This window comes from Labilibaculum manganireducens, from assembly GCF_963665805.2.
In the GTDB taxonomy this organism is placed as follows: Bacteria; Bacteroidota; Bacteroidia; order Bacteroidales; family Marinifilaceae; genus Labilibaculum; species Labilibaculum manganireducens.
Genome location: NZ_CAXXEE010000003.1, coordinates 1,818,000 through 1,841,274, shown reverse-complemented (window position 1 = coordinate 1,841,274; position 23,275 = coordinate 1,818,000). Strand labels below are relative to the sequence as shown.

Genomic DNA, 23,275 nt, shown 5'->3' with positions numbered 1-23,275 from the left:
TCTCCGAATGTTTTGAAAATTAAGTTTGCATTGGCAGGTCTTCTGACTTACTCAACTTTTTCGGCCTTCCCATCCCGATTTATCGAAACAGTGGCATTGTGGTGAAAAAGCTTTTTTCTGAGCTTACAGCTACGGGAACAGTTCCGGACTTTAACCGGATTCCCTTTTCATCTCTATCTGATTCATTCAGATATATGAGAACCAATTGCATTGCAAATGTATAAAAAAAATCAAAATCAGATTTAGGAATCTCTTATTTATAAAATATTATAAAACACATTGCAAATCAACCACTAATAACCGGCAAACAATAAAAAAAGAGACATCCCAAAACTGGAACACCCCTTTTAAACTGAATAAAAATTGTTTTAGAATCGATAAGTTAATTTAGCAGTTATCGATCAACCATACATATTATAACCATCTTTTTCGGTGTAATTTTCACCAAGTAAATTTGACAATATTAGTCCCAAAATATATCTGTTTTTTAAAAAGTATGCCTTGTAAGCTTACAATTACCATTTCCTTTTTAAAAAGTATACCGTGTAAGCTTACAACTACCACTTTTCTTTTTAAAAGTATACTGTGTAAGCTTGCAATTACCATTTTCTTTTTAAAAAGTATAGCATGCAAGCTTACAATTGCTGTTTCTTTTTTCGAAAGTATGCTTTGTAAGAAAACAAACGCCATTTTTTTTTCTGAAACTATGCCATGTAAGCTTACATAGATCATTTTATTATTGGAAAACAATGCGTGTAAGCTTACAAGTTATCCTTTAGAATTTATAACCGAACTTGGCAGTTATTGCTCTACCCGACATATTGTATCCATCTTTTTCGGTATAGTTTTCATCGAACAAGTTAGCCACAGTTACTCCAAGAGTATATTTTTCTTTGAAAGTATAGCTTGCCGAATAATCAAAGACCATTGAAACCGGATGACGAAGAACTTTTTCGGTAACATTGGTTCGAACCGTATACCAATTATCTTCATATCTATGACCAATATAACGCGCATTTAAACGAGTAGAAAACCCATTCAAATTGTCAAAATCAATTCCGAAATTTGCATTGTTATCGCGAACATATCTCATAGGACTGCTCTGGTTTTTATAAGTTCCATCATCTGTTTTAATACGCTCGGTTACAGCTGCATCAATAATATGAGTGTAATTAGCATATAGTTTCAAGGAATAATTGTAATCAACCAAAGCACCAAAATCATAAGATGATTCAATTTCAATTCCATCCATATCGGCAAAATTGGCATTTTTGTAAGTTTTATACTCATCACCATTGTATGCTGTGCCATCCGGGTCTACAGAATAACTAACGATCATGTTATTATGATGTGTTTTAAAATAAGTAAAATCGAAATTAAAGCCTTTCCCAAAATTCTTATATTCAAATCCAGCATCAAAAGTATTACTTTGCTCATCCTTCAAATTTGGATTTCCCTTTGTGGTTCCATATGCGGTGGTATACAATCCTGCCTTTTGAAAAGCATCAGGAGCATAAAATGCATTTCCCCAACTGGAATGAACCGCTAATCCTTTAAGAAGTTCATATTTTACACCCACATTTTGTGTAAATACATTGTATTCCTCTGTACTTGCTTCATTCCCTAATAAATCGTCCGCTTCCAATTTCAGTTTCACCAAATCATATCTTGCCCCTATGGCAATATTCAATTTTCCATTTAAAGTATTTGTATTTATCTGACCAAAAATGCCGGTCGATACATTTTTATATTTTGGAGTAGAAGGAGCTGTAACATCACCCAAAGTATTCCAATTATTGCTTTCGGAAACATCGTTTTTATTGTCGATGCCAAAAGCAATAGAGTGCTCTCCTACTTTAAAGGCATCCTGAAGAATAAAGCCGTAATTTTTATGAATACTCTCGGTATCACCATAAACTGAATTGAAAGTGGTTGTTTCCTCTTTGCTGTGAAAAGGAGATAAACTTAGCTTATGATTTCCTATTTTTCCCAGTACGTCAGCACTTGTTGTATACTTATTCATATCTTTTGAATCCATACCATACACATGCCAAAAAGAACCTGGTGTTTCAACATCATTGGCAATAAACACCGACTGATGAATATTAATCTTCCAGTTTTCATCTAAAATGAAGCCTAAACGTGCACTTGCATTCTGTCTTTCAAATTGCGAGTGCTCCATCCTCTTGCCGTAGGTCGTTGGATCCAATATTGTTTCAGCATCGCTTTTACCAAAGAAATTCTTTTTCCCAATTTTATAATCCTTTCCTTGTTTTTGGTAATTGCAGCTTACATCAAAATCCATTGATTCAGACAAAGCACCACCGGCACTTAAACTACCCGTATACGTTTCGAAGCTTCCGTAAGAAATACTTGCATTTCCGGTAATACTTTGCGTACTCTCTTTGGTAACAATATTGATTACTCCAGCCATAGCCGAAGAACCATATTGTGCTGAGAAAGGGCCTTTTAAAATTTCAACCCGTTCTACATTCGACATATCTATTGTTGCAATATTGGTAGTTCCTGCAGGTTTGCCATCAATTAAAATCACATTGTATTTGTTTGATGTAGATGGTGCAAAACCTCTCATACTTACAGCTGAAGAAATTCCTGGATATTGAATAATATCAACACCGGTAGTCTTTTTTAGCAACTCACCCATATCAACTGCAGGAGTCGCTTCAATCATTCTTCTTGTAACCACCTCAACCTTTTGAGGAAGATCCTTCATTTTTGCATTTACACGTGATGCGTTAATCTTAACTTCTGATAAATTCAGGTGTCTCACTGCCGTTGTATCTTTGGCAGGATTTGGAATCTCATCAGCTTTTACTGCAGAATTTAATAATGACAGCAATGCAAAAGCCGTTAAAAATGTTCTTTTCATGTCTTTTAAGAATAAATGAAAATAAGTTTAACTAATGCAATGCAGACAGGGAGCTAAAAGAAAATTTCACAACATGACATAAAGAACCGGTCATGGCAGATCAATCCTTGTATCAATGTTCGATAAAGTTTTCGTTCACTTGCTCTTTTTCCCGAAAGCAATGACTTAAAATTGATTGCAAAGGCAGGTCTTCTGACTTGTTCTACTTTTTGAGGCCTTCCCATTCCAAAATTGGAACAGTGGCACAGGACTTTCAAAAAGCTCTTTTTAGAACTTACAGCTACGGGTATAGTCTCGGATTTTCACCGAATTCCCTTTTCATTTCATTCCTGAATAATGAGGAATAAAATACCGAATGCGACGCAAATGTATGTAAAATATTATTCTGAGAAATCTAATTTTAGAAATTTATTTGGCAGTATTTCAGGAGACTCTATAAATGAATAAAATACAGATTTAAAATTAATCGAAAACAAGAAAAGTTCGGAGATAAGCCAGCAGTTCCTGAATGCTCCGACATTTTTTCACCTCTCCATTTCGATGAATTTCCCATTCCATAGTATCTTCGAGCAATTTCACAGAACAATTACCGGCTTCTTCGCAAGTAACCTGATAACCTTCGCGGGACAATGCCCTTTGTGTCCAGAACCCCATTACATCATTACCCAAAACCTGAATGATCTGTTTTTTCTGGTAATTCATAATGAAATTTCCTGTCTTACGATCAAAGATGAATGATTTATTATGAAATGTCTCTTCGATGCTTCCATTCAAAACCAAATCCTCAGGAGCACCAACTTTAATCGTCTGCCCCCGTGCCATCAGCCAAATAACATCTGCAGCCTGAAGTGCTAAATCCAATTCGTGGGTAGAAAGTAAAATGGCCTTATTGGTTTCCCGGGCCAAACGATGCAACAACCGCATGATGTCAACACGGTTTGGCAAATCCAAATGCGCAGTAGGTTCATCGAGCATAATTAACGGCGTATCCTGTGCCAAAGCCTTGGCGATCATCACCCGCTGCCGTTCCCCATCGCTCAACTGATTGATGAAATGATCGGCATAATGCAATAAACCGACTTGTTCCAATGCCCCTTTAATTTTATCGTTATCCTCTTCCGATAAACGTCCCATCCATGAAGTATAAGGATGCCGGCCCAAAGAAACGATATGGTAAACGGTGAGGTTTCCCACATTAATCCGCTCAGTTAAAACGATACTTAGCAATTGAGCAATCTCTTTAAAATTCCGATCACGAATAGGAATTCCTTCTACCAAGGTATATCCCGCCAAGGGCGATTGAATACCGGCAATGGTTCTCATAAGAGTCGATTTACCCGCTCCGTTCGGACCCAAAAGACAGACCATTTCGCCCCGCCTGATTGTCAGGTTGATATCTGAAAGCAAGCATAGCTGTTCCTTCTTCCCTTGTTTGTATCCAATGGAAAGATCCTGAGTTACCAGTATGTCTTTTTGTACTTCTTTAATTTCACTCATAACCCAATTCTTACCCGGCAAAAGAAGCCTTCACATTTCTACTACGCATAATCACCCAAATTACAACCGGCCCTCCAAACAATGCTGTTACCGAATTAATTGGTAATGTATTCTGATTCCCCGGTATTTGAGAAATAATGTCACAAGCAAGCATGATAGCCGCACCAATTAATATTACCGCCGGCATTAGTACTTTATGACTTGCGGTTCTGAAAATAGATCGTGCAATATGTGGCACAGCAACACCAACAAAAGCAATAGGGCCAGTAAATGCGGTTAATGTTCCGGCAATTAATGCCGTACTAATAATAACGGCTATACGAGTCTTATTAACTGATATTCCAACTCCCCGCGCATAATTCTCGCCCAACAAAAGTGCGTCCAATGGTTTTATCAGAAAAAAAGCAATGATCAAACCACTAAAAACAATGGGTACCATTACTTTCATTTCGGTCCATGTAACACCTGCCAAGCTGCCAAAAGTCCATACGATAAAACTTTGTATTTGCTCCGGATCGCTAAAATATTGCAGAATATTTACCACAGCACCGGTAATACTTCCAAACATGATTCCGATAATCAGCAGTGAAACACTATCTGATATTTTAAGAGAGGCCAAAGCAACCAGCATGAATACCAATGATGCACCAACAACAGCTGCAACCACCAATGCCCAACTACCTAAAAAAGCCGAAATAACTCCAAAAGCAACCGGCATTAAAGCTGATGCCATTACCATTAAAGCAACTCCCAAACTTGCCCCGGAACTAATTCCCAAAACGTAAGGTCCGGCCAATGGATTTCTGAAAAGTGTCTGCATCATTAAGCCTGTAACCGATAATCCGGCTCCAACAAAAATGGCAGTTAAAGCTTTCGGTAAACGAAAATTTAAAATGATGTAGTTCCATGAGTTTTTCACATCAGCACCATATAGTATTGCAAACACCTTTTTAAAAGGAATATTTACACTTCCGAATATCAAATCCAACAGGAAAACGCCACAAATGAGAAGGAACAGTATCCCAAATACGAGCGAAAACAATCTTCCATTTTTATTCAACAGCATAGCTCTCCTATTTCAATTGTTGATAGTAATACAGTTCATAATTTGGCAGCAATTCGGGATGTAAAATCTTAATCACATCTTTAAACACAACATCGGGTTGCATTACACCTGACTCAAACCAATCGTTGGCGCCGCTATCTTTCATTCTTTTGGTAGAACAAAAAACATGAGCTGTTTTATATGATCGAAATAAGGTGTAACGCTCATCCATATTTTTCATATCCTCCAAAGTTCTGCATTGTCCGGGGCCAAACCAAATATCTGCTTCTCCCTGCTTATCGAAAACAACCTCAAAACTTAATGGCATACTGCCACTGGTGCTATCAGAAAACCAACAATAATCTGCCTTTCCGTCGCGAAGGAATTGCGCTAAGTAGCTTTGTCCGCCAGGCATATACCAAATGCCTTTAAAATTATAGCCCGAAAGAATGCTTGGTTTACTCTCCACATTTTCCACCAACTTTTTCAAATCATTGTATCTCTTTTCTACAGCATTAAAATGTTTTTCAGCCTCGGCCTCCTCATTAAAAAAAGCTGCAATAAATTTTGCCCATTCAGCACGTGCCAAGGGAGAAGTTTCCATCCACTCTATATTATAAGCAACCGGCAAACCTGCTTTCATTAATTTAGTTTCCTTGTCGGTGATGTTCATAAAACCGGCAACCATTACCAATTCAGGATCCAGCTCAACAATTTTCTCGAAATTCAGACTTTCCGAATGACCTACTGCTTGTATCGTTCCATTCTGAGCCTTTTTATCCAACTCCTCATCGTAAATACGATCGCGCAAAGAAACTGCAACAATTCGATCCTGAACGTTTAAGAACTTTAAAATTCCGATTTGAGTACTCGATAGCGCGGCAATACTCCTTACAGGAACCTCTACCAACAAACCATCAGCAGGGACCTGAATATCCATTTTTTCCCCACGATTCTTCAAATAATATTTTTGGAAAATTTTGCCTTCGTTCCAAGGATCCCAAACAATCAATTCTTTTAAGCCATTGGCAAGAAGTTTAATTTGAAAGCCTTTGGCGTACTTTAATTGAGATTGATGATAAAAAGATGAATCGACAGCTGAATTATCAGCTTGTTTTTCTTTCTTTTTTGGATCGCCGGATTGACAGGAAACAGTACCCAATAACAGAATCAGGAGTAATGCCCAACAGCTTGATTTTAATAAATTCATTTTCTTCCACAATAATTGTGGGGATAGCAGACAAGAAAATACAATTACTACAATTATACCTTCGTTACTCAGTTCCCCGAAGTTACGAAACAGTTCAATTTATTAGGCAGGTCTTCTGGCTTTACCCAATTCTAACGCCTTCCCATGCAAAACTACATTCACATAGTGGCTGATTTGTCAGAACTTATCAATGAAAAATCATTGAGGGCTTACAGCTGCGGGGACAGCTCCGGTATTGCACCGGATTCCCATTTTAATTCTCAAAAGAGAGAAACCCAATTCCTGCAAATCTATGGAATATTTCGGAAAAAGAAGAGGTTTTAAAAAAGCAATCAGGAATAACTGTCGTACAAAAACAAAAAGACTGAATCGTATTGAACGAAACAGTCTTTATTATAAGGTGCAGAAATGTGGAAAATACAATTTAAAGCCACCTCGTTGTATTTCACTAACGTAAAGCATTCATCTGAACATCCAGTTTCTCTGAATATTCCTTGATATCCTTTGTAATGAATTCATGAATTACAGTTTCAGGTTCAATCTCATAAATTATTTCTTTTACACGCTTACTCGTAAATGGTAAATGCTGATCAATCTGCAAAACATGATTACGTGCTGTAGTATATTTCTCTGTATGATTTAAGTCTGACCATCCTGTTGGTAAACCATTCATAACCTGTTTCGTTTGATATTCTCCTGATAAACTCAAATTCAAATGCAGACTCTTAATTTTCGCCTGAATATCTTTCGACAATCGTGATATCCGATCCAAAACAAAATCAATGGCCTCATCCTCACATCTCAATGCAATATTCGTATTCATTAAATGTCCCGTATCCAAAAGTAGATTCCAATTTGAAAAATCCAATCGGGATGCAAAATCATCGGCCTCAGCCGGAAACAAAAAATCCAGACCCGGCCACCACAAATTCTCGATGGCTAATGTAACCGGAGGCTCTCCATCACCAAATTCCTGAGCCGTTCTGTTCAGCATTTCTGCTAACTCCTTCATTACCTCAGTGCTTTTATAGTTAAAATCCCGCGTAAAAGCGTGTTCCAATTCTACATGTGCTGCGTGTATAACAGCATGAGATGGTTGAAAATGTGCTGCGTATTCCCACAATTTCTTCTGAGAAGTAATCATTTCTGCAGCATTCTTACCTCCGCAGCAAAACTGCAGATGCTCTGCTGACATATTAGGAAAATAATATTTGGCAGCATCCTCTCCTTTTCGCCAAACATCCAACCAGGTTACCCAAAATGGCAAATGAACACTTTTAACTATTCCTTTTGGAATTTCTTCGGATGGAGAATCATAACCGATTAGTAATTCAACCCCATCTATATTTTTTTCAGTTACATATTCTTCCAGTCCTTTCCATCCGTTCTCAAAACGACTCACATCAGATGGATAAACAGAGAAGTCCATAAAATTTTTATAATTCATATATAATAATGTATTTTTCACCAACACAACCACAAAATTAAGGGGCTGTTTAAAAATTCACATCAAAAATAGTCTTAAATGATCATTTTAACACCCCCCTTACTATCTATTTCTGAATCCTTTTTTCACTCATCAGATAAAAAAATGACGTTTTGGCCATTTTTCGCAAAATTCGGAAACGTTATCATAAAAACAAATTTGCCGTTTAACGGTTAATAATGACAAATTTCTTTATTAAATCATTGTAACGCAAACAATTTCGGGAGCTCCCGCAACCGTTTTAAGTTGTTTTTTTTGTTATTTATTCCATTTTGGGAATTATTATTTAGATCATTTCTATGATTTATTTCTAGATTTACAATGTCAGCCAATCACAAATAACCGATGGTTGATTTTGTAAATTATTACTCATTTAAATTTAAAAAAGATGAAAACAAAAAACACATTTAAAGGATTGGTATTGGGAGTAATACTATTCTTAGGGACAAGTTCAGCATTTGCAACCGGAAACATCCGAATTAACCCTTATCTGGATACTGATTTATCAATTGTATCTATTATCAATCCAACCGAATCATTGCTTAAAATGAAGATTTACGATGAAGCTGGAAACTTGTATTATTCAAACAAAGTAGGTGGTGAAACTACAGCTCAAAAATTGTTTGATTTCTCTTATCTTGAAGATGGTACATACAAAATCGTTTTAACTGGTAAAGGAGATAATATTGAAAAAGAATTTGTAGTTGCCAACAACAAACTTGTTGCAGAATTAGCTGAGAACACTGCAGAAAAAACTCTTTTCAGAACAGAGGATAACAATTTGTTTGTAACCTACCTGTCTTTTGAAAACAAAGCATTCAACATTTCAATAAATGATGAATTTGGAAATGAAGTATTTAATGGCTCTTATGCATCAGAACCGACTTTCTCTAAAAAATTCAATGTAGAAGCATTGCCAAAAGGAGATTATAAAGTTCGTTTAGTGTCTGACAAAAAAGAGTACAATTATGCCTTCAGAAAATAGTGACCAAAGCGGTTCAAGTGACCAGATGATTCAAAAGAATCATTCCTATATAATAAGTGTAAGCCCAGAGAAATCGGACCTACACTTATTTTTTGCTTTATAAAAAAAACCTCCCGAAGGAGGCATTCTATTATTTCTCAATAATTACAACTCTTCTTACTCAGGCACAGCTTCTTCTTTCTTTACTGCAGTTTCTTTTGAAACAGGAATCTGACCAACTGGTACTGTAGATGTTCCCTTCTTTTTCGATTCAATTTTGGTATTTATTTTTCGAACCTTATGAATTAAGCAGCTAAACATGTACTCTTCGGCTTTCGGTTCATCCTCTTTCATGAGCATTTTTCCAGTTTTCGAGATATCGCTTAACTGCTTCCAAAAAAGATTAAGTTCGGCATTGTTATCAACAACCAATTGCTTGCGTTCACTGGTTTTTTGTTCCTGTAATAAATTTAAATCATACACTTTTTGAGTCATCTGCTCCAACTCAGTACCCAAACTATCCTTATACCCTTTCTCCTTTAATACTTCAAGATTTTTAGCAATATTTTGTTGAATTATTTTCGCTTTTGCACAATAGCCTTCAACATTTCTTATCCGGATCATTTTCTTCGCTTCTTTCACTCCAAAATCGGAGGCTTTAACTAGCATTACTTTGTTTGCCCGTTGAGTATAAGCTGCAATCAATTCCAACTTATGAAGAATTGCATCAAGACCACTATACAAATCAGAAGTAATTTTTTTAATCTCAGCGGTTTGCGTTTTCGACTGAGTAAGATCGGCCACCCGATGAATTCTATTCTGAAAATCAGTAACAAACTCATCATTAAATTCCGGCGAAAAGTTTGAGAACTTTTCACGGTCACGCAAAAATAATTGCAATAGAATCTCTCCCACTACTGGTAGTTCTTCTTGTTTGAATTTATAATATAAACCCATGTGTAAATAATTAGTTTGATTAATACTATGTTGATTTTAAAATAATTTGTTCCAAATTTCAACTAACAAACTCCCCAGGCACACTTCATATTTATTTTAAAGCTATACACTCAAAACAAATAACAGACTCACAAAAATTCACCCTTTCAATTCAATAACTTAAAACTTATTTTCACTCCCTTTAACTACATTACAAGTCCCTTGAGTTACATTTCAATTCCCACGAGCTGCATTACAAGTCCCTTTGCCAACAATCCGAATCCCCCAAGCTACATTCACAGTCCCTTAACTAACATATAAAGTACTTCACCCAACATTTAAACTCCCTTTGGTAACAATGGCAGTGAAAGAGACTAATTTCTCAATCACAAAGCCGGAAACCCCCATCTAACCGACAAAATCCTTAATAAAACCACCACCACAACCAACTATTTATCAGTTATTAAAAGTAATATCAGACAAAAAGAACGACAAAACAATCAGCAAATGGGGATAGCCCGATTTAAAGTATACCTAAATTAGTTTATTCCGCATAATTCATCAAATATTTTAACATTAATTTTACATATAGTAAAAACCTGCAAAACATTCAGTTGAATTTACTTGCGGAAGAGATCTGGAACAGGAAAATTATAAGAATGGTTTGGTTAACTTTTTTATCTATCCTGTTTTGGAGAAAGATGGAAAAACAAGTACAAATTAAATTTAAGTAAAGAATTTTCATTTAAAGAAATTTAATATTTCCGCACTTAAAAATCTATTATATAACATCTTATATCTAAACAAAAACACGTATTAAAATAAATAAGAAAAAATATATTCACTTTCATTTCAGGATAAAAAAACGTATTTTTGGCATCAATTAAACCACTATAAATTAATTAGTATGAAAAAATTATTATTTGCTATTGCCATCTGCGGATTCGTATTTACTTCTTGTGGAAACAAAACTAAAGCTGCTGCTTCTGAAGAAAAAGCATGTTGTTCGAAAGAAAAAACAGAAGCTTCTGCTGAACTTGAAAAAGATTCTTCTAAATGTTGTTCAGCTAAAGCTGAATGTGCAAAAGATACTACAGCAACAGAAGATATAAGCGCCACAGAGGAAGTTGATGTTGAAGAAGCTGCTGCTGAATAAGCAAAACAGGAATGTACTCTGCCTGCTCAAAAGAATACAGCAGAAAACGAGCAGGACACAAACAAAATAAAAATCAGCCATGGAGTTTTCTCTATGGCTTTTTTTATTACAAACAGAAATTACTTTTTTCCTGCCTGCAAAAGTTTATTGGAAAGACTTCTAAACCGAAGCATAAACAAAAAAGAGGCTGCTCCTAATCCGGCAGGTAGTCCCCACCAAATTCCCACTTCATGCATACCGAAAACAAAAGCACATAAATATCCGGTAGGTAACGAAACCAGAAAGTAGGCAACAAAGGTAAGTAATGTAGGTACGTTCACATCTGACATTCCCCTTAAAATACTTCCAAATACAATTTGAAGAGCATCAAAAAACTGATAAATCACCATTACAATCAGAAACTGAGCTGTTAATTGAATCACTGCCGGTTCCTGCGTAAACCAAGTAGGCAAAATATGTCGCAGACTTACAAAAAGTATGCACATAAAAACAACTATTCCCAACACCAAATGAACTGCAGCCCAACCGGAATTCTTCATTTCTCGGATACGTTTCTCACCCAGTAAAGACGAAATCCGAATGGTTGTGCTTGCTGCGATTCCCTGATAAATCATAAAACTAACCGTAGACAAACTCAATACAATTTGATGTGCTGCCAACCCTTCCACACTAATCCAACCCATCATTATGGTACTCAGCATAAATGCCGAAGCTTCCATTACCAGCTGAGAACCAATGGGTAGACCCAATTGCCAGATCCGCCAAAAATCTTTCAAACAATAAACCGATTTCCTGATCATTTCCCGATATGGCATAAAAAATCTTCGAGTCCGAAAAACCCGGAAAAAAGCAATTGCCATAAAACCACGGGCAATTAAGGTTCCATAACCTGCTCCGTTTAAACCCATTGCCGGAAAACCACATTTCCCGTTAATCAAAATATAGTTTGCAGCTACATTCACCAAATTGGCAAGCAACATGATATTCATAGCCACTTTAGTATTGGCTAGTCCTTCACCAAATTGCTTGTATCCCATAAAAATCATCATGGGCAATATACTGGCCGCCAAAATCCACAGGTAACTTTTTGCATCAGTAATAATTTCGGATGGCTGTCCCATTCTTCCCATTAAAAGGCTAAGCAATAAAATTACCACGGTAAGTAATATGCCCATCAATATCATTGCCAGCATGCCGTTTTTAAACCACGATCCTATTTTCAATTTCTTAAAATCGCCTCTGGCCTCGCCTACCAAAGGAGTAATTGAATATGAAAATCCAGTGCCGAAAATAATCACCAGCCAGAAAATTGTATTGGCAAAAGAAGATGCCGCAAGTTCGTGAGTTCCCAAATGGCCAATCATCATGTTGTCAACCAATCCCACTGTGATTTGTCCCAATTGCGCTAAAACTACCGGCAATCCTAGTTTTACAATTGGACCGTAATGAGGTAAATAAGCTTGTAAGGAAAAGGCTTTCGAAATTCTGTTCATGCTAATTAAAATGTGACACTAAAATAAGTTGGATATTCTATTTGGGGAAGGACATCTGTCTTAGGGCTGGCAAATGTAAACATCACAATTGAATGCTCCAATTCCAATTGAGGAAATACAATTTCCACAATCAAACAACAGGCTGTTTTTCTTCATTAAATTGTAATCCCAACAATCAGGTATTGGATATCAATCAGCGAACATCTATATTTGTTGCATATTTGTCGAAAATGAGGAATTTCAAGAAACAAATGTTATGTCTGCTTATGCTAATACCAATGCTGGTATTGCTTGCGCATGATGTAATTCCTCACAACCACAACCATAACACCACCGAAGATCAACAAGTTTCGATTATTCACTTTCATCAACATGTGAAATGCAATACCTGCAATCATCACAATCATGGTGAAACGAACTGGAACCATCAAAACGAAAAAAGCAGTGAATCCTGCTGCATTCTGACTCATAATAGAGTTCAGCAAGAAATCAAATACCAAATCTTCCTTAAAGCGGATGCGATTCTGTTTGATTCGGAAGACATACAAAAAGTTAAAAAATTAAGGGTTCATAACTATATCCTGATTCCTGAACCGCTTCGGTTCTCACCTCTTAGAAGAGGCCCTCCAAATTCGATTTTAGTTTAAGCGTACTGATAGTTACAAATTATCAGCAGGCAGACTATCCAATGGACTGAACTCTATTGAGATAATCGATATACCTAATAATTAACGGTATAAAAAAATCACAAATCTGCAATAAGACCAATGTTACAAACACTTGTTTTATGCTGTAAAACCGATTCATTTTTAAAATAATTTCTGTCTGTGTAATCCCAATGCGTTTGGGACAGCATTCTATCGACTTATTTTAAGGTGTGTTTGGTATCATACAAAATACAAATAAAATGAAACAATATATCTGGATAAGCTTTTGCTTATCAATGCTATTAAGCGCCTGTCATTCTTCAGAAAGTTCAAATACCAATCACAAAGGTCACAATCATTCTGCCGAAACGGAGGCTCACGAAGATCATGCCACAGAAAGCCTGACTTTATTTAATGATAAAACGGAACTATTTGTAGAGTTTCCTACTTTGATGATAGGACATACAAGTCAATTTTTAACTCACTTCACCAATTTGGAAAGCTACAAACCATACACAGAAGGAAAGTTAACCGTTAGCCTGATAAAAGAGGGAAAAGTAGTTCGTCAAACAGTAGAAGCACCGGCAAGAGAAGGAATATTTACTCCAAATGTACAGGCAAAAGAAGCAGGAATCTACACTCTCGTATTTGATATTGAATCGAAATATGGGAAAGAACAATTCTCAGCCAAAAATATTCGTGTTTATAAAAATCACGAAGAAGCAGAATTGGCTGAAACACCTGAAATCGCTGAAGGAATAAATTTTCTGAAAGAGCAAGCCTGGAAAATCGATTTTGCGACTTCTGAAGCTAAATTGAGTCCTTTTCAGCAAATCATTAAAACAACCGGAATTTTACTTCCATCTGTTAATATGGAAAAGCAAATTGTAGCCAAAAGCAGTGGTATCGTTCATTTTCAATCGCAGGATCTTGTTCCAGGCAAAAACATTAAAAAGAACGATCCGATATTCAATCTTTCAGGAAACGGCTTGGCCGGCAATAATATTTCCACTCAATTTACCGAGGCAAAAACCAATCTGGAAAAGGCAAAATCAGCTTTCGAAAGAGCTAAAACACTACGCGAAGATCAAATTATATCCGAAAAAGATTTTGTGGAAGCAAAAAGCAATTTCGAGAATGCAAGCGTAAATTACGAGAGCATCAATAAAGATTACAATTCGAATGGTTTTTTGATTGCTTCGCCTGTCAGCGGATTTATTTGTGATGTTTATGTGAACGAAGGACAGTATGTTGAAAAAGGAGATGTATTGGCTAAAGTTGATCAGGGATCTAAATTATTACTAAAAGCAGATGTGTATCAGAAACACCTTCAGCAATTGAAACACATTAAATCAGCAAACTTTAAATTACCGTACAGCGAACAAATATTCGATACAGAAAAGCTGAACGGAAGATTAATCGCCTACGGTAAAGACATACACGAAGATGATTATACAACACCTCTGTATTTTGAACTGGATCTGACTTCGGATTTATACGCCGGATCGTTTGTTGAAGTTTATCTGAAATCAGAAAGATCTTCAAATGTTCTTCATATCGAAAAGTCAGCGGTTCTGGAAGATCAGGGACTAAAATATGTGTTTGTGCAATTATCCGGCGAAAGCTTCGAAAAACGATTTGTAACTATTGGTATTAGTAACGGTCAGGAAGTAGAAATTACTTCAGGACTTAAAGCCGGCGAGCGTGTTGTAAGCAAGGGTGCTTATTTTGTAAAACTTGCCTCAATGGCAGGTGCATTGCCGGCACATACGCACGAGCATTAAATTTTGATGCAAGTGTATTTTAGGAATGCACAAGAAAGCTGGTTGAACTAAAACTGATACAAAAATTTAAAATAGACTATCGTGTTAAATAAAATCATACAATATGCATTACACAATCGTATTCTTGTACTGTTTGTATCCATCCTCCTAATTTTAGGTGGTGGCTATACAACAGCAAACATGGATGTAGATGTGTTTCCCGATCTGACAGCCCCAACCGTGGTAGTTATGACAGAAGCTCATGGAATGGCTCCCGAAGAAGTTGAAAAACTGGTCACTTTCCCTATTGAAACTGCTGTTAACGGAGCTACTAATGTCAGACGCTTACGTTCCTCCTCATCGGCAGGATTCTCCATCGTATGGATCGAATTCGAATGGGGAACCGACATTTACAAAGCCCGGCAAATTGTGAGCGAGAAGCTGCTGGCAGTTTCCGAAAGCTTGCCCGAAGGAGCTGGAAATCCTAGTTTGGCTCCTCAATCATCAATTATGGGAGAAGTTTTAATGATTGGACTGCAATCGGACAGCATTTCTCCAATGGAACTAAGAACTTTGGCTGACTGGACCATTCGTCCGCATTTGCTGGCGATTAACGGGGTTGCACAGGTTGTTGTAATCGGAGGCGAATTCAAACAATATCAGATCTTGGCCAATCCTCAAAAAATGAGGTATTACAAAGTCAGTATTGATGAATTAATGAAGGCAGCCCGCTCTACCAACCAGAATTCTGCCGGTGGATTTATCAACGAATACGGAAACCATTACAACATTAGAGGAATTGCCCGCACATCAGATTTTGAAGAACTTGGGAACTCTGTTGTGAAAATGTACAACAATATTCCTGTTCGAATTAGTGATATTGCTGAAGTTAAGGCTGCTGCTGCGCCAAAAATTGGTTTGGGAACCATTAACAGTGAGCAGGCAGTCTTGCTAACTGTAAAAAAGCAACCAGGCATCAATACACTAAAGCTGACCGAAAAATTGGATCAGTCTATTGCAGAATTATCAAAATCATTACCGGCAGGGGTTAGTGTGAATACACACATTTTCCGTCAGGCGGATTTTATTAACTCATCCATTGGGAATGTTAAAAAAGCACTGATGGAAGGTTCCGTTTTTGTGATTGTGATTTTGCTGGTATTTCTGATGAACTACAGAACAACCATAATTTCACTTTTAGCAATTCCAATTTCGCTTTTGGTAACCATGATCACTCTTAAATTTTTGGGCATTACCATAAACACCATGACTTTAGGAGGTATGGCCATTGCTGTTGGTGATTTGGTTGATGATGCAATTATTGATGTGGAAAATGTTTACAAACGACTCAGGCAAAATCACCTTTTACCAAAGGAACAGAGAAAAAAACCAATTAAAATCGTTTACTCTGCATCCTGCGAAATTCGTTCATCCATTATCAATGCAACCTTTATTATTATTGCTGCTTTTTTGCCCTTATTTTTCCTAAGCGGCATGGAAGGCCGAATGCTTCAACCACTTGGCATTGCGTTTATCGTTTCTCTTTTTGCTTCATTGGTTGTCGCACTTACTCTTACTCCTGTTTTGTGCAGCTTCATGCTCACCAGCAATAAAATGCTCGACAGAAAGAACAAAGAAAGCTGGTTGGTTGCTCACTTAAACCAATGGTATAGCCATTCTCTTGGGAAAGCCTTGCTCTACAAAAAATGGATCTTAGGTGGAGCTGCTCTCCTCTTTGTTGTCTCCATTTTTATCCTTTCGGGATTAGGCAGAAACTTTCTTCCTGAATTCAACGAAGGCTCTCTAACCATTACAGCGATTACCAAACCGGGAATTTCTTTGGAAGAATCGAACAAGATTAAAGTTTTGGCCGAAGATGCCTTGAGAACAGTTCCTGAAATCAGTTTAACCGCCCGGCGAACAGGCCGATCTGAGTTGGATGAACATTCGTTTGGTGTAAATACTTCTGAAATTGAAGTGCCTTTTACATTGACAGAACGAACCAAATCCGAATTCCTTCTGGAAGTCCGTGAAAAGCTGAGTCATATCTCAGGAGTTAATTTCGCCATAGGACAACCCTTAGGACACAGAATAGATCATATACTTTCAGGCACTAAAGCCAATATTGCGATCAAAATTTTTGGTGATGATTTGAATTTAATGTTCAAGCTGGCAAATGATATCAAAGCATTGATTTCTCCAATAGCAGGTGTTGTGGATGTGAATGTAGAACAGCAGGTAGAAATTCCGCAAATTAGAATTTTGCCAAAACGCGATATGCTGGCTAAATACGGCATTTCAATTGCTCAATTCTCTGAATTTATTCATGTAGCATTTGCCGGATCGAAAGTTTCGGATGTGTTTGAAGGAATTAGAGCTTTCGATTTGGTGGTAAAGTACAACGAAGAAAACCGTGGTAGTTATGATGCCATTCAAAATGCCTTGATTGATACATGGGACGGAAAGAAAATTCCTTTTAGTTATGTAGCCGAAATTCAATCGCTATCGGGTCCAAATACCATTCACCGCGAAAATGTTCAACGCAAGCTGGTTGTTTCTGCCAATGTTGCCGATCGTGATCTTCGCAGTGTTGTTACTGATATTCAGAACAAAGTTGAGCAAGACATAAAATCACCTGAAGGTTATAGAATTGAGTACGGCGGACAGTTTGAAAGTGAAGCCAAAGCTTCCCGGGTTTTAATGATCGCATCAATGTTCAGTTTTCTGATTATTTTCCTTCTGCTGTTTCAGGAATTTAGAAGTACTCAACTGGCAGGTATCATTTTATTGAATTTACCCTTGGCGCTTATTGGAGGTGTTTTTACCATTTATTTCACATCTGGAATGCTTAGTATTCCAGCAATAATTGGATTCATCACCCTGTTTGGTATTGCTACCCGAAATGGTATTTTACTTATCTCCAACTACCAGAGCATGAAGAAAAAGGGACTGGAAATTAAGGATATTATTGTTCAAGGATCTGTTCACAGATTGAGTCCAATCCTAATGACAGCATTGACAGCAGCACTGGCTTTAATTCCAATGGCAATAGCTGGCGATCAGCCGGGAAATGAAATTCAAAGTCCGATGGCAGTTGTTATTCTGGGTGGACTATTGAGTTCTACCCTACTGAATATTTATATTATTCCAATCGTGTATCTTTTACTGAACACTAAAAACAAAGGAAATGCTTAGAATATTATTAATCATCATCATAACAGGATTGAGCATTCAGGGAATGGCTCAATCCTCTGTTCAGAGAATTTTGCAGGAAGTTGAAAAAAACAATCCAAAACTTCAAGCGCATCAGCAATATTTAGAGGCGCAAAAATTAGGAATACGGTCTCAAAACAATTTGGCCAATCCTGAATTGGAATGGGAAAAAAGTTTTTCTTCGCAGGAAGGCAAACCCTACGAAATTTTGGTAAGTCAGAGTTTCGATTTCCCAACCAGTTATATCTACAAAAATCAGCTTAGAGATGAGAAAATAACTAATCTGAAAAATATACAGGCAAAAGTAAGACAAGACATTTTACTGGAAACAGAATTGATTTGCTTTGAGCTTATTTATCGAAACAAACAAAATATAGAGCTGAGTACAAGATTGGATAATGCGGAAAGATTAACGCGCTTTTTTGAGAAGAGGTTACAGGAAGGAGATGCCAATATTCTAGAGGTTAATAAAATTAGAATGCTGGCTCTTAACACAAAAAATCAGCTGCAGCTGGTACGAAACAAAATATCCAATCTGAAAAAAGATCTACAAAAACAGAATGGAGGTTTGGAACTGAATTTAGATGACCTTGAATATCCTGTTGTGAGTATGGACGAGGACACTAAACTTCTACTTGAAAATGCTGTAACCACCGATCCTTACTTAAACCAACTAAAAGCAAATGAACAGATAGCTTCGAAAGAAACTTCTTTGGTAAAAACAAATTCTCTTCCTAAGATATCAATCGGGTATCGCTATTTAGGTTCAGATTTGATGAAAGAAGCCAACGGTATGAAACTCGGAATCAGCATTCCTTTGTGGGAAAATAAAAACAAAGTAAAGCAGGCAAAATTAATGGAACTGTTCCGAAAAGAAGAGTTGTCCTTCGAGAAAATGGAGAAAGAAAATGAATATGAGAAACTTTTTCAAACTTTTTTCAGTCTAAAATCCAGTCTTTCCGACTATCAAAATGTATTTGCAGAAAAGAAATATGATTCTCTTTTGCGCAAGGCTCTTGATTTCGGCGAAATATCTGGAATTGAATATCTTATGGAGAGCATTTACTACTACGAAAGTTTCGATACTTATCTTGAAATTGAACATGAATACAACATCAACAAGGCTAAGATACTAAGGTATCTACTTTAATACTTATGTAGATTCATTAAAAATATCACTTTTCGTATAACTTTTTTGAAACCCTTAGCGTAGAAGTAGCAAAACGGTTTCCGTTTTTAAGGTTTAAAGTGAATAGATTAAAAAAGGATGGGGTGGTTACCATCCTTTTTTGTTGTTCAATAATTAGTGTTTTTTATCGTAAATTATCAATATATTTATCAATTACTTGACAATAAAAAATTTATTCCTATATTTAAGTTGAATTCTCAATTGAGAATTCAGGTTATAAAGTGAATTAGAGAAGGGATGGAGTGGTTGCCATCCCTTTTTCGTGCCTTTAATTTTGTGAGATTAAAAGATTATTTTGATGCTCCTACAAATCCAAATTTGAATACCAATTCAAGTCCAACGTGAATTGTTTTTTCATTATAACAAACAATACCAGAAAGACCTGTTCCAATATTTTTAAAAAAGGCAACTTCTAATTCTGGTTTAATAATAACTCCAAACACTTTGCTTTTTTCATATTCGAAAGTATAATTCGCACCGAATAAACCAGAATCTATTTCAATGTAATTTATTGGTTCTTTAAAACTAGAATAAGTTAGTCCTGCTCTTAAATTCCATCTTGCTTTCTGATATCCTTTATACGGTAAAATCTTACCAACCAAAAAGGAGTAAGATTTTAATTTGTCTTTTGGATTACTCTCCCCCAAGTAAAAAATTGACACCGGTCCCCCATTATAATTCTCCGGCCGCAAAAGATCTTTTCGTTGTAAGTCATAAAAGCCAATCTGGAGCGATAGTTTTTGTTTATGAATGTAATTCAAATGAACTTCTCCTCCTATATAGTTACCTGCCGAAATTCCATAATCCACATACAGAAGATGATCTTTGGTAAACTGTGCATGTATTAACATTGGAGAGAAAATAAAAAAAAAGATATACAGTTTCTTCATCATTTAAGAGCATTTAAATAGTATTTACACTCCTCATTTCAACTTCTCAAATTATTAAATTTCATTTTTTAAGACAGAGAACTAATTTACAATTATTATTTAACTTTAATCAAGAAAAAACGGAGAACCATAATGATTCTCCGTTCCATATTAAATATGACAAATTTCTTCTACTTAAATAATTTCTTCAACAAATCTTTCCCTTTCTTTTCCAATTCTTTCTTGGCCCGTCGTTCCAACTCTTTGGCCACAGCCTGCTGAGCCTGCTTAATTGCTTTACTTAAATCAAGCTTCACATTAGGATTATCAACTGTACCAGTAATCTTCACAGCAACATCAAGCTCTTTAACTTCATCGAAACCAGGTAATTTATCGAAATACTGATTTACCTCTTTGCCCAACTCATCTTTTGGTAATTTCATATCCATGGTAAAATTCAATTTTCCATCAACAGACTGAGTTCCGTAAATTTGTGCCGGATGACCTGCAACTTTAGCTTCAAATGGCTTTACCTCCACATTTCCATCAGTAATTACAAAATTCATATCGAATTGAGTTATCGAAATCCGTTTGTATTTGTCATTTTTTAATGCCGCAGCTAAGGCGTCGAAAGCTTTATTATCTTTTATCACAATCATTTTGGAATGAATTGCTCCATTTCCATTCAATGTATTCATTACCGGACTCATTTCCTGATCAAGCAAAGATGTAATCTTTAAATCGGATGAAATCTTACCGGAACAATTCATAGCAATTGGCAGCATCTTTTTAATCATGCTTAATGATTCGTATGCTGAATTGATATCAAAATCCTTCACATCCAAACCAAAATCAATGGCTGGTTTCTGAATATTCTTAGTGTTGTAGGAACCATTCATTGTCATCGACCCTTTTAACATATCCACGGATAAGTCAGTTAACTGTGCTTTAGCATTTTTAACAACAATTAGTCCCTTTACATTCTCGATATTCATTTTATCGAACTGTATCAGTTTCATCGAAGAAACCAATTTTAAGTCTAAATTAGCCGGAATTTCAATCACGCTTAATGGAATTGTATCCGAAACCGCTTTTGCGTCCTCTTCCTCTGTCATAAATTCATTTATATCAAATAAATTTGAACTCAAAATGAAGTTTCCTTTTAAAACTTTATCTTTTAAAACGTAAGGGATATAGTCCTCTATTTTTCCAGTTAACTGAATATCCGAAACTCCAATTTTGGAGTTAAAAGAAGTCAGGCTGATGTATTTTGGCGTAAAATTCAGAACAGAGCTTATAATTTTAATTCCTTGAGGAAAATCAGGAGTGGAGAATTCAAAGTTTTTCAATTTCACATCCCCGTTGGTCGTAATTTTTTCATATTCCTCCTTTTCTATAGCAGACATCTTTCCGCTAAAACTAACATCAGAAGTAACAACACCTGTAATTTTAATGCTATCCATTGGAATTGCATGGCGAATTTTGGCAAAATCAATCACTCCTTTGAATAAACCATTCATGTAAGGATCTGATATTGGATTCTTTACATGGATTTCTGCATCAAATGGATTGTTGGCAACCTCAAAATGAAATGAATTTACATCAGCTGTCAATAAATCCAGATCTCCTCCCGGATGTTTTACTTCCGCATTTATGGTAATATTGTTAACCGATTCTTTAAGATCAGGATATTTTAGAGTAGCCTTATCAACTGCTAACTTAGCACCAAATGACGGCATATAATCTTCTTTATAATCCCCTTTTACGAAAGCTGTTAATGCCAGAGCTCCGTTAGTCTCCAATCCTTTAAGATCGGCTTTGAATACATCAGGAACCATTGAAAGCAAGGTTTTAAAATCTGCCTTCTGAGCATTCATTTTCAAATCCAGACTATAACCATCCTCTAACATTCCAACATTTCCATCTATACCGAACACCAGTTCATTTAAGGTTAGTTTATTCTCTTTGAATGTGAATATCATATTCTGAAGATCAGCTCCAATAACCGCATCAAGCGTTACACTCGCCTTTTTCAAATATTTTACACCATCGTAATCCAAATCAATTCCTGTAATTTGCGATTTTACATTCAAATTCGTCGATTTCACTGTAAAATCACCATTTAGCGTCAAATCCAAATCATCTACAACAAGAACAGTTTTTATGGATGCATCCGCGTAACGCAAAAAGAAATCTTCAATACGTACTTCTTCAAAAATCACTTTAAAATCAGAAACCTCGCCAGTCTCCTCTTCCACCACTGCCTCATCAGATTCTTTTACAATATCCCAATTTGCTTTTCCCGATTCCAAAACAACAGCATTTACTTTTGCGTTGGCCAGCACAATTGCCCCAACTTTTATTTGAGTGCCGGACAACGCTGAACCCAAATCAACTGCAGTATATAAACTACCAACTGAAGCCAAAGTGTCAGTTGAGAATTCATTTTTGCCAACAACAGTTACATTCTCAAGCTCAACATAAAGGTTTGGGAAATTTTTAAACATCGATAATGATAAATCTCCTATTTCTACCTTAGCATCTATCGTATTATTAATTTCGGTTTTTACCCGCTCCATTATCTTATCTTTAAAGAAAAAGGGTAAAATGATTAGCAGCGCTAAAAGTAAGACTACAAATCCTCCAAAAAACTTTAGAAACTTCTTCATTATATCATTTATTTATATGGTTTTACATAACAAAAGTACAAAACCTTAAGCATTATACTTGATTCAATGAAAAAATAATCATGAACAAAGTAAATTTAGTTTTTTTTATCCTTAACTAAAATCCTAACTAAAAGATTTAGAGTTTTTTAATACCAGCTTCTTTCTGAAGTTTCATTTTTATTAAAAAAAGACTCCTATTTATAGACTCAAAATGTAAAATTTATCTATATTTGCACCGCATTACCGAG

The 23,275-nt window shown here is 36.1% G+C and carries 15 protein-coding genes and 3 riboswitches; of the genes, 6 read left to right on the top strand and 9 right to left on the bottom strand.

Going from position 1 to position 23,275, the window contains the following annotated elements; genetic code table 11:
- Positions 1 to 15 precede the first annotated feature (15 nt).
- Positions 16 to 221, bottom strand: a riboswitch (cobalamin riboswitch).
- A gap of 554 nt (positions 222 to 775) precedes the next feature.
- From ACHZAX_RS07080 to ACHZAX_RS07060, 5 genes are all read right to left on the bottom strand, one after another.
- Positions 776 to 2,890: a TonB-dependent receptor plug domain-containing protein gene (locus ACHZAX_RS07080; protein ID WP_320018554.1), complete on the bottom strand. Its 2,115-nt coding sequence runs from the start codon at positions 2,888 to 2,890 to the stop codon at positions 776 to 778.
- 165 nt (positions 2,891 to 3,055) lie between these two features.
- A riboswitch (cobalamin riboswitch) is annotated at positions 3,056 to 3,262 on the bottom strand.
- A gap of 90 nt (positions 3,263 to 3,352) precedes the next feature.
- Positions 3,353 to 4,387 (bottom strand): ABC transporter ATP-binding protein, encoded by a 1,035-nt coding sequence (locus tag ACHZAX_RS07075; protein ID WP_101311033.1) that lies wholly within the window; start codon positions 4,385 to 4,387, stop codon positions 3,353 to 3,355.
- A 10-nt stretch (positions 4,388 to 4,397) separates the two neighbouring features.
- A complete protein-coding gene (locus tag ACHZAX_RS07070) occupies positions 4,398 to 5,453 on the bottom strand; it encodes an iron ABC transporter permease (protein WP_101311034.1) in 1,056 nt (351 codons plus the stop codon).
- 7 nt (positions 5,454 to 5,460) lie between these two features.
- On the bottom strand, positions 5,461 to 6,642 hold the full coding sequence (locus tag ACHZAX_RS07065; RefSeq protein ID WP_320018553.1) for an ABC transporter substrate-binding protein: 1,182 nt from the start codon (positions 6,640 to 6,642) through the stop codon (positions 5,461 to 5,463).
- A gap of 88 nt (positions 6,643 to 6,730) precedes the next feature.
- Positions 6,731 to 6,936, bottom strand: a riboswitch (cobalamin riboswitch).
- Between the two features lie 154 nt (positions 6,937 to 7,090).
- Positions 7,091 to 8,089, bottom strand: coding sequence for a TIM barrel protein (locus ACHZAX_RS07060; protein WP_320018552.1), 999 nt, complete (start codon positions 8,087 to 8,089; stop codon positions 7,091 to 7,093).
- 427 nt (positions 8,090 to 8,516) lie between these two features.
- Here ACHZAX_RS07060 and ACHZAX_RS07055 point away from each other — a divergent pair, with 427 nt between their 5' ends.
- A complete protein-coding gene (locus tag ACHZAX_RS07055; protein ID WP_101311037.1) occupies positions 8,517 to 9,113 on the top strand; it encodes a hypothetical protein in 597 nt (198 codons plus the stop codon).
- Positions 9,114 to 9,269: 156 nt separating this feature from the next.
- Here the strand turns inward: ACHZAX_RS07055 and ACHZAX_RS07050 are convergent, their stop codons facing one another.
- Positions 9,270 to 10,049, bottom strand: a complete 780-nt coding sequence (locus tag ACHZAX_RS07050) for a hypothetical protein (protein ID WP_101311038.1) — start codon at positions 10,047 to 10,049, stop codon at positions 9,270 to 9,272.
- Positions 10,050 to 10,935: 886 nt separating this feature from the next.
- On the opposite strand from ACHZAX_RS07050, the gene ACHZAX_RS07045 reads away from it, so the two are divergent.
- Positions 10,936 to 11,184 (top strand): hypothetical protein, encoded by a 249-nt coding sequence (locus tag ACHZAX_RS07045; protein WP_320018551.1) that lies wholly within the window; start codon positions 10,936 to 10,938, stop codon positions 11,182 to 11,184.
- A 119-nt stretch (positions 11,185 to 11,303) separates the two neighbouring features.
- On the opposite strand, the gene ACHZAX_RS07040 is transcribed toward ACHZAX_RS07045, so the two are convergent.
- Positions 11,304 to 12,677, bottom strand: coding sequence for an MATE family efflux transporter (locus ACHZAX_RS07040; protein ID WP_320018550.1), 1,374 nt, complete (start codon positions 12,675 to 12,677; stop codon positions 11,304 to 11,306).
- A 92-nt stretch (positions 12,678 to 12,769) separates the two neighbouring features.
- On the opposite strand from ACHZAX_RS07040, the gene ACHZAX_RS07035 reads away from it, so the two are divergent.
- The 4 genes from ACHZAX_RS07035 (at position 12,770) to ACHZAX_RS07020 (ending at position 19,450) form a co-directional block, all read left to right on the top strand.
- Positions 12,770 to 13,324, top strand: a complete 555-nt coding sequence (locus tag ACHZAX_RS07035) for a hypothetical protein (protein WP_320018549.1) — start codon at positions 12,770 to 12,772, stop codon at positions 13,322 to 13,324.
- A 260-nt stretch (positions 13,325 to 13,584) separates the two neighbouring features.
- A complete protein-coding gene (locus ACHZAX_RS07030) occupies positions 13,585 to 15,108 on the top strand; it encodes an efflux RND transporter periplasmic adaptor subunit (RefSeq protein ID WP_320018548.1) in 1,524 nt (507 codons plus the stop codon).
- Positions 15,109 to 15,189: 81 nt separating this feature from the next.
- Positions 15,190 to 18,282, top strand: coding sequence for an efflux RND transporter permease subunit (locus tag ACHZAX_RS07025; RefSeq protein ID WP_320018547.1), 3,093 nt, complete (start codon positions 15,190 to 15,192; stop codon positions 18,280 to 18,282).
- The gene (locus ACHZAX_RS07020; RefSeq protein ID WP_101311044.1) at positions 18,275 to 19,450 is read left to right on the top strand and encodes a TolC family protein; all 1,176 of its coding nucleotides are present in this window, start codon (positions 18,275 to 18,277) and stop codon (positions 19,448 to 19,450) included. The genes ACHZAX_RS07025 and ACHZAX_RS07020 overlap by 8 nt, the downstream gene beginning before the upstream one ends.
- 329 nt (positions 19,451 to 19,779) lie before the next feature.
- Here ACHZAX_RS07020 and ACHZAX_RS07015 read toward each other — a convergent pair whose 3' ends face one another.
- Positions 19,780 to 20,382 (bottom strand): hypothetical protein, encoded by a 603-nt coding sequence (locus ACHZAX_RS07015; protein WP_320018546.1) that lies wholly within the window; start codon positions 20,380 to 20,382, stop codon positions 19,780 to 19,782.
- A 167-nt stretch (positions 20,383 to 20,549) separates the two neighbouring features.
- Positions 20,550 to 23,027, bottom strand: a complete 2,478-nt coding sequence (locus tag ACHZAX_RS07010; RefSeq protein WP_320018545.1) for an AsmA-like C-terminal region-containing protein — start codon at positions 23,025 to 23,027, stop codon at positions 20,550 to 20,552.
- Between the last annotated feature and the right edge of the window lie 248 nt (positions 23,028 to 23,275).

Coding starts and splice junctions, on each gene's coding strand:
- ACHZAX_RS07040 (WP_320018550.1), bottom strand. CDS start 12,677: ATGAACAGAATTTCGAAAGCCTTTTCCTTACAAGCTTATTTACCTCAT.
- ACHZAX_RS07050 (WP_101311038.1), bottom strand. CDS start 10,049: ATGGGTTTATATTATAAATTCAAACAAGAAGAACTACCAGTAGTGGGA.
- ACHZAX_RS07055 (WP_101311037.1), top strand. CDS start 8,517: ATGAAAACAAAAAACACATTTAAAGGATTGGTATTGGGAGTAATACTA.
- ACHZAX_RS07030 (WP_320018548.1), top strand. CDS start 13,585: ATGAAACAATATATCTGGATAAGCTTTTGCTTATCAATGCTATTAAGC.
- ACHZAX_RS07010 (WP_320018545.1), bottom strand. CDS start 23,027: ATGAAGAAGTTTCTAAAGTTTTTTGGAGGATTTGTAGTCTTACTTTTA.
- ACHZAX_RS07060 (WP_320018552.1), bottom strand. CDS start 8,089: ATGAATTATAAAAATTTTATGGACTTCTCTGTTTATCCATCTGATGTG.
- ACHZAX_RS07065 (WP_320018553.1), bottom strand. CDS start 6,642: ATGAATTTATTAAAATCAAGCTGTTGGGCATTACTCCTGATTCTGTTA.
- ACHZAX_RS07020 (WP_101311044.1), top strand. CDS start 18,275: ATGCTTAGAATATTATTAATCATCATCATAACAGGATTGAGCATTCAG.
- ACHZAX_RS07075 (WP_101311033.1), bottom strand. CDS start 4,387: ATGAGTGAAATTAAAGAAGTACAAAAAGACATACTGGTAACTCAGGAT.
- ACHZAX_RS07070 (WP_101311034.1), bottom strand. CDS start 5,453: ATGCTGTTGAATAAAAATGGAAGATTGTTTTCGCTCGTATTTGGGATA.
- ACHZAX_RS07080 (WP_320018554.1), bottom strand. CDS start 2,890: ATGAAAAGAACATTTTTAACGGCTTTTGCATTGCTGTCATTATTAAAT.
- ACHZAX_RS07045 (WP_320018551.1), top strand. CDS start 10,936: ATGAAAAAATTATTATTTGCTATTGCCATCTGCGGATTCGTATTTACT.
- ACHZAX_RS07015 (WP_320018546.1), bottom strand. CDS start 20,382: ATGATGAAGAAACTGTATATCTTTTTTTTTATTTTCTCTCCAATGTTA.
- ACHZAX_RS07035 (WP_320018549.1), top strand. CDS start 12,770: ATGCTCCAATTCCAATTGAGGAAATACAATTTCCACAATCAAACAACA.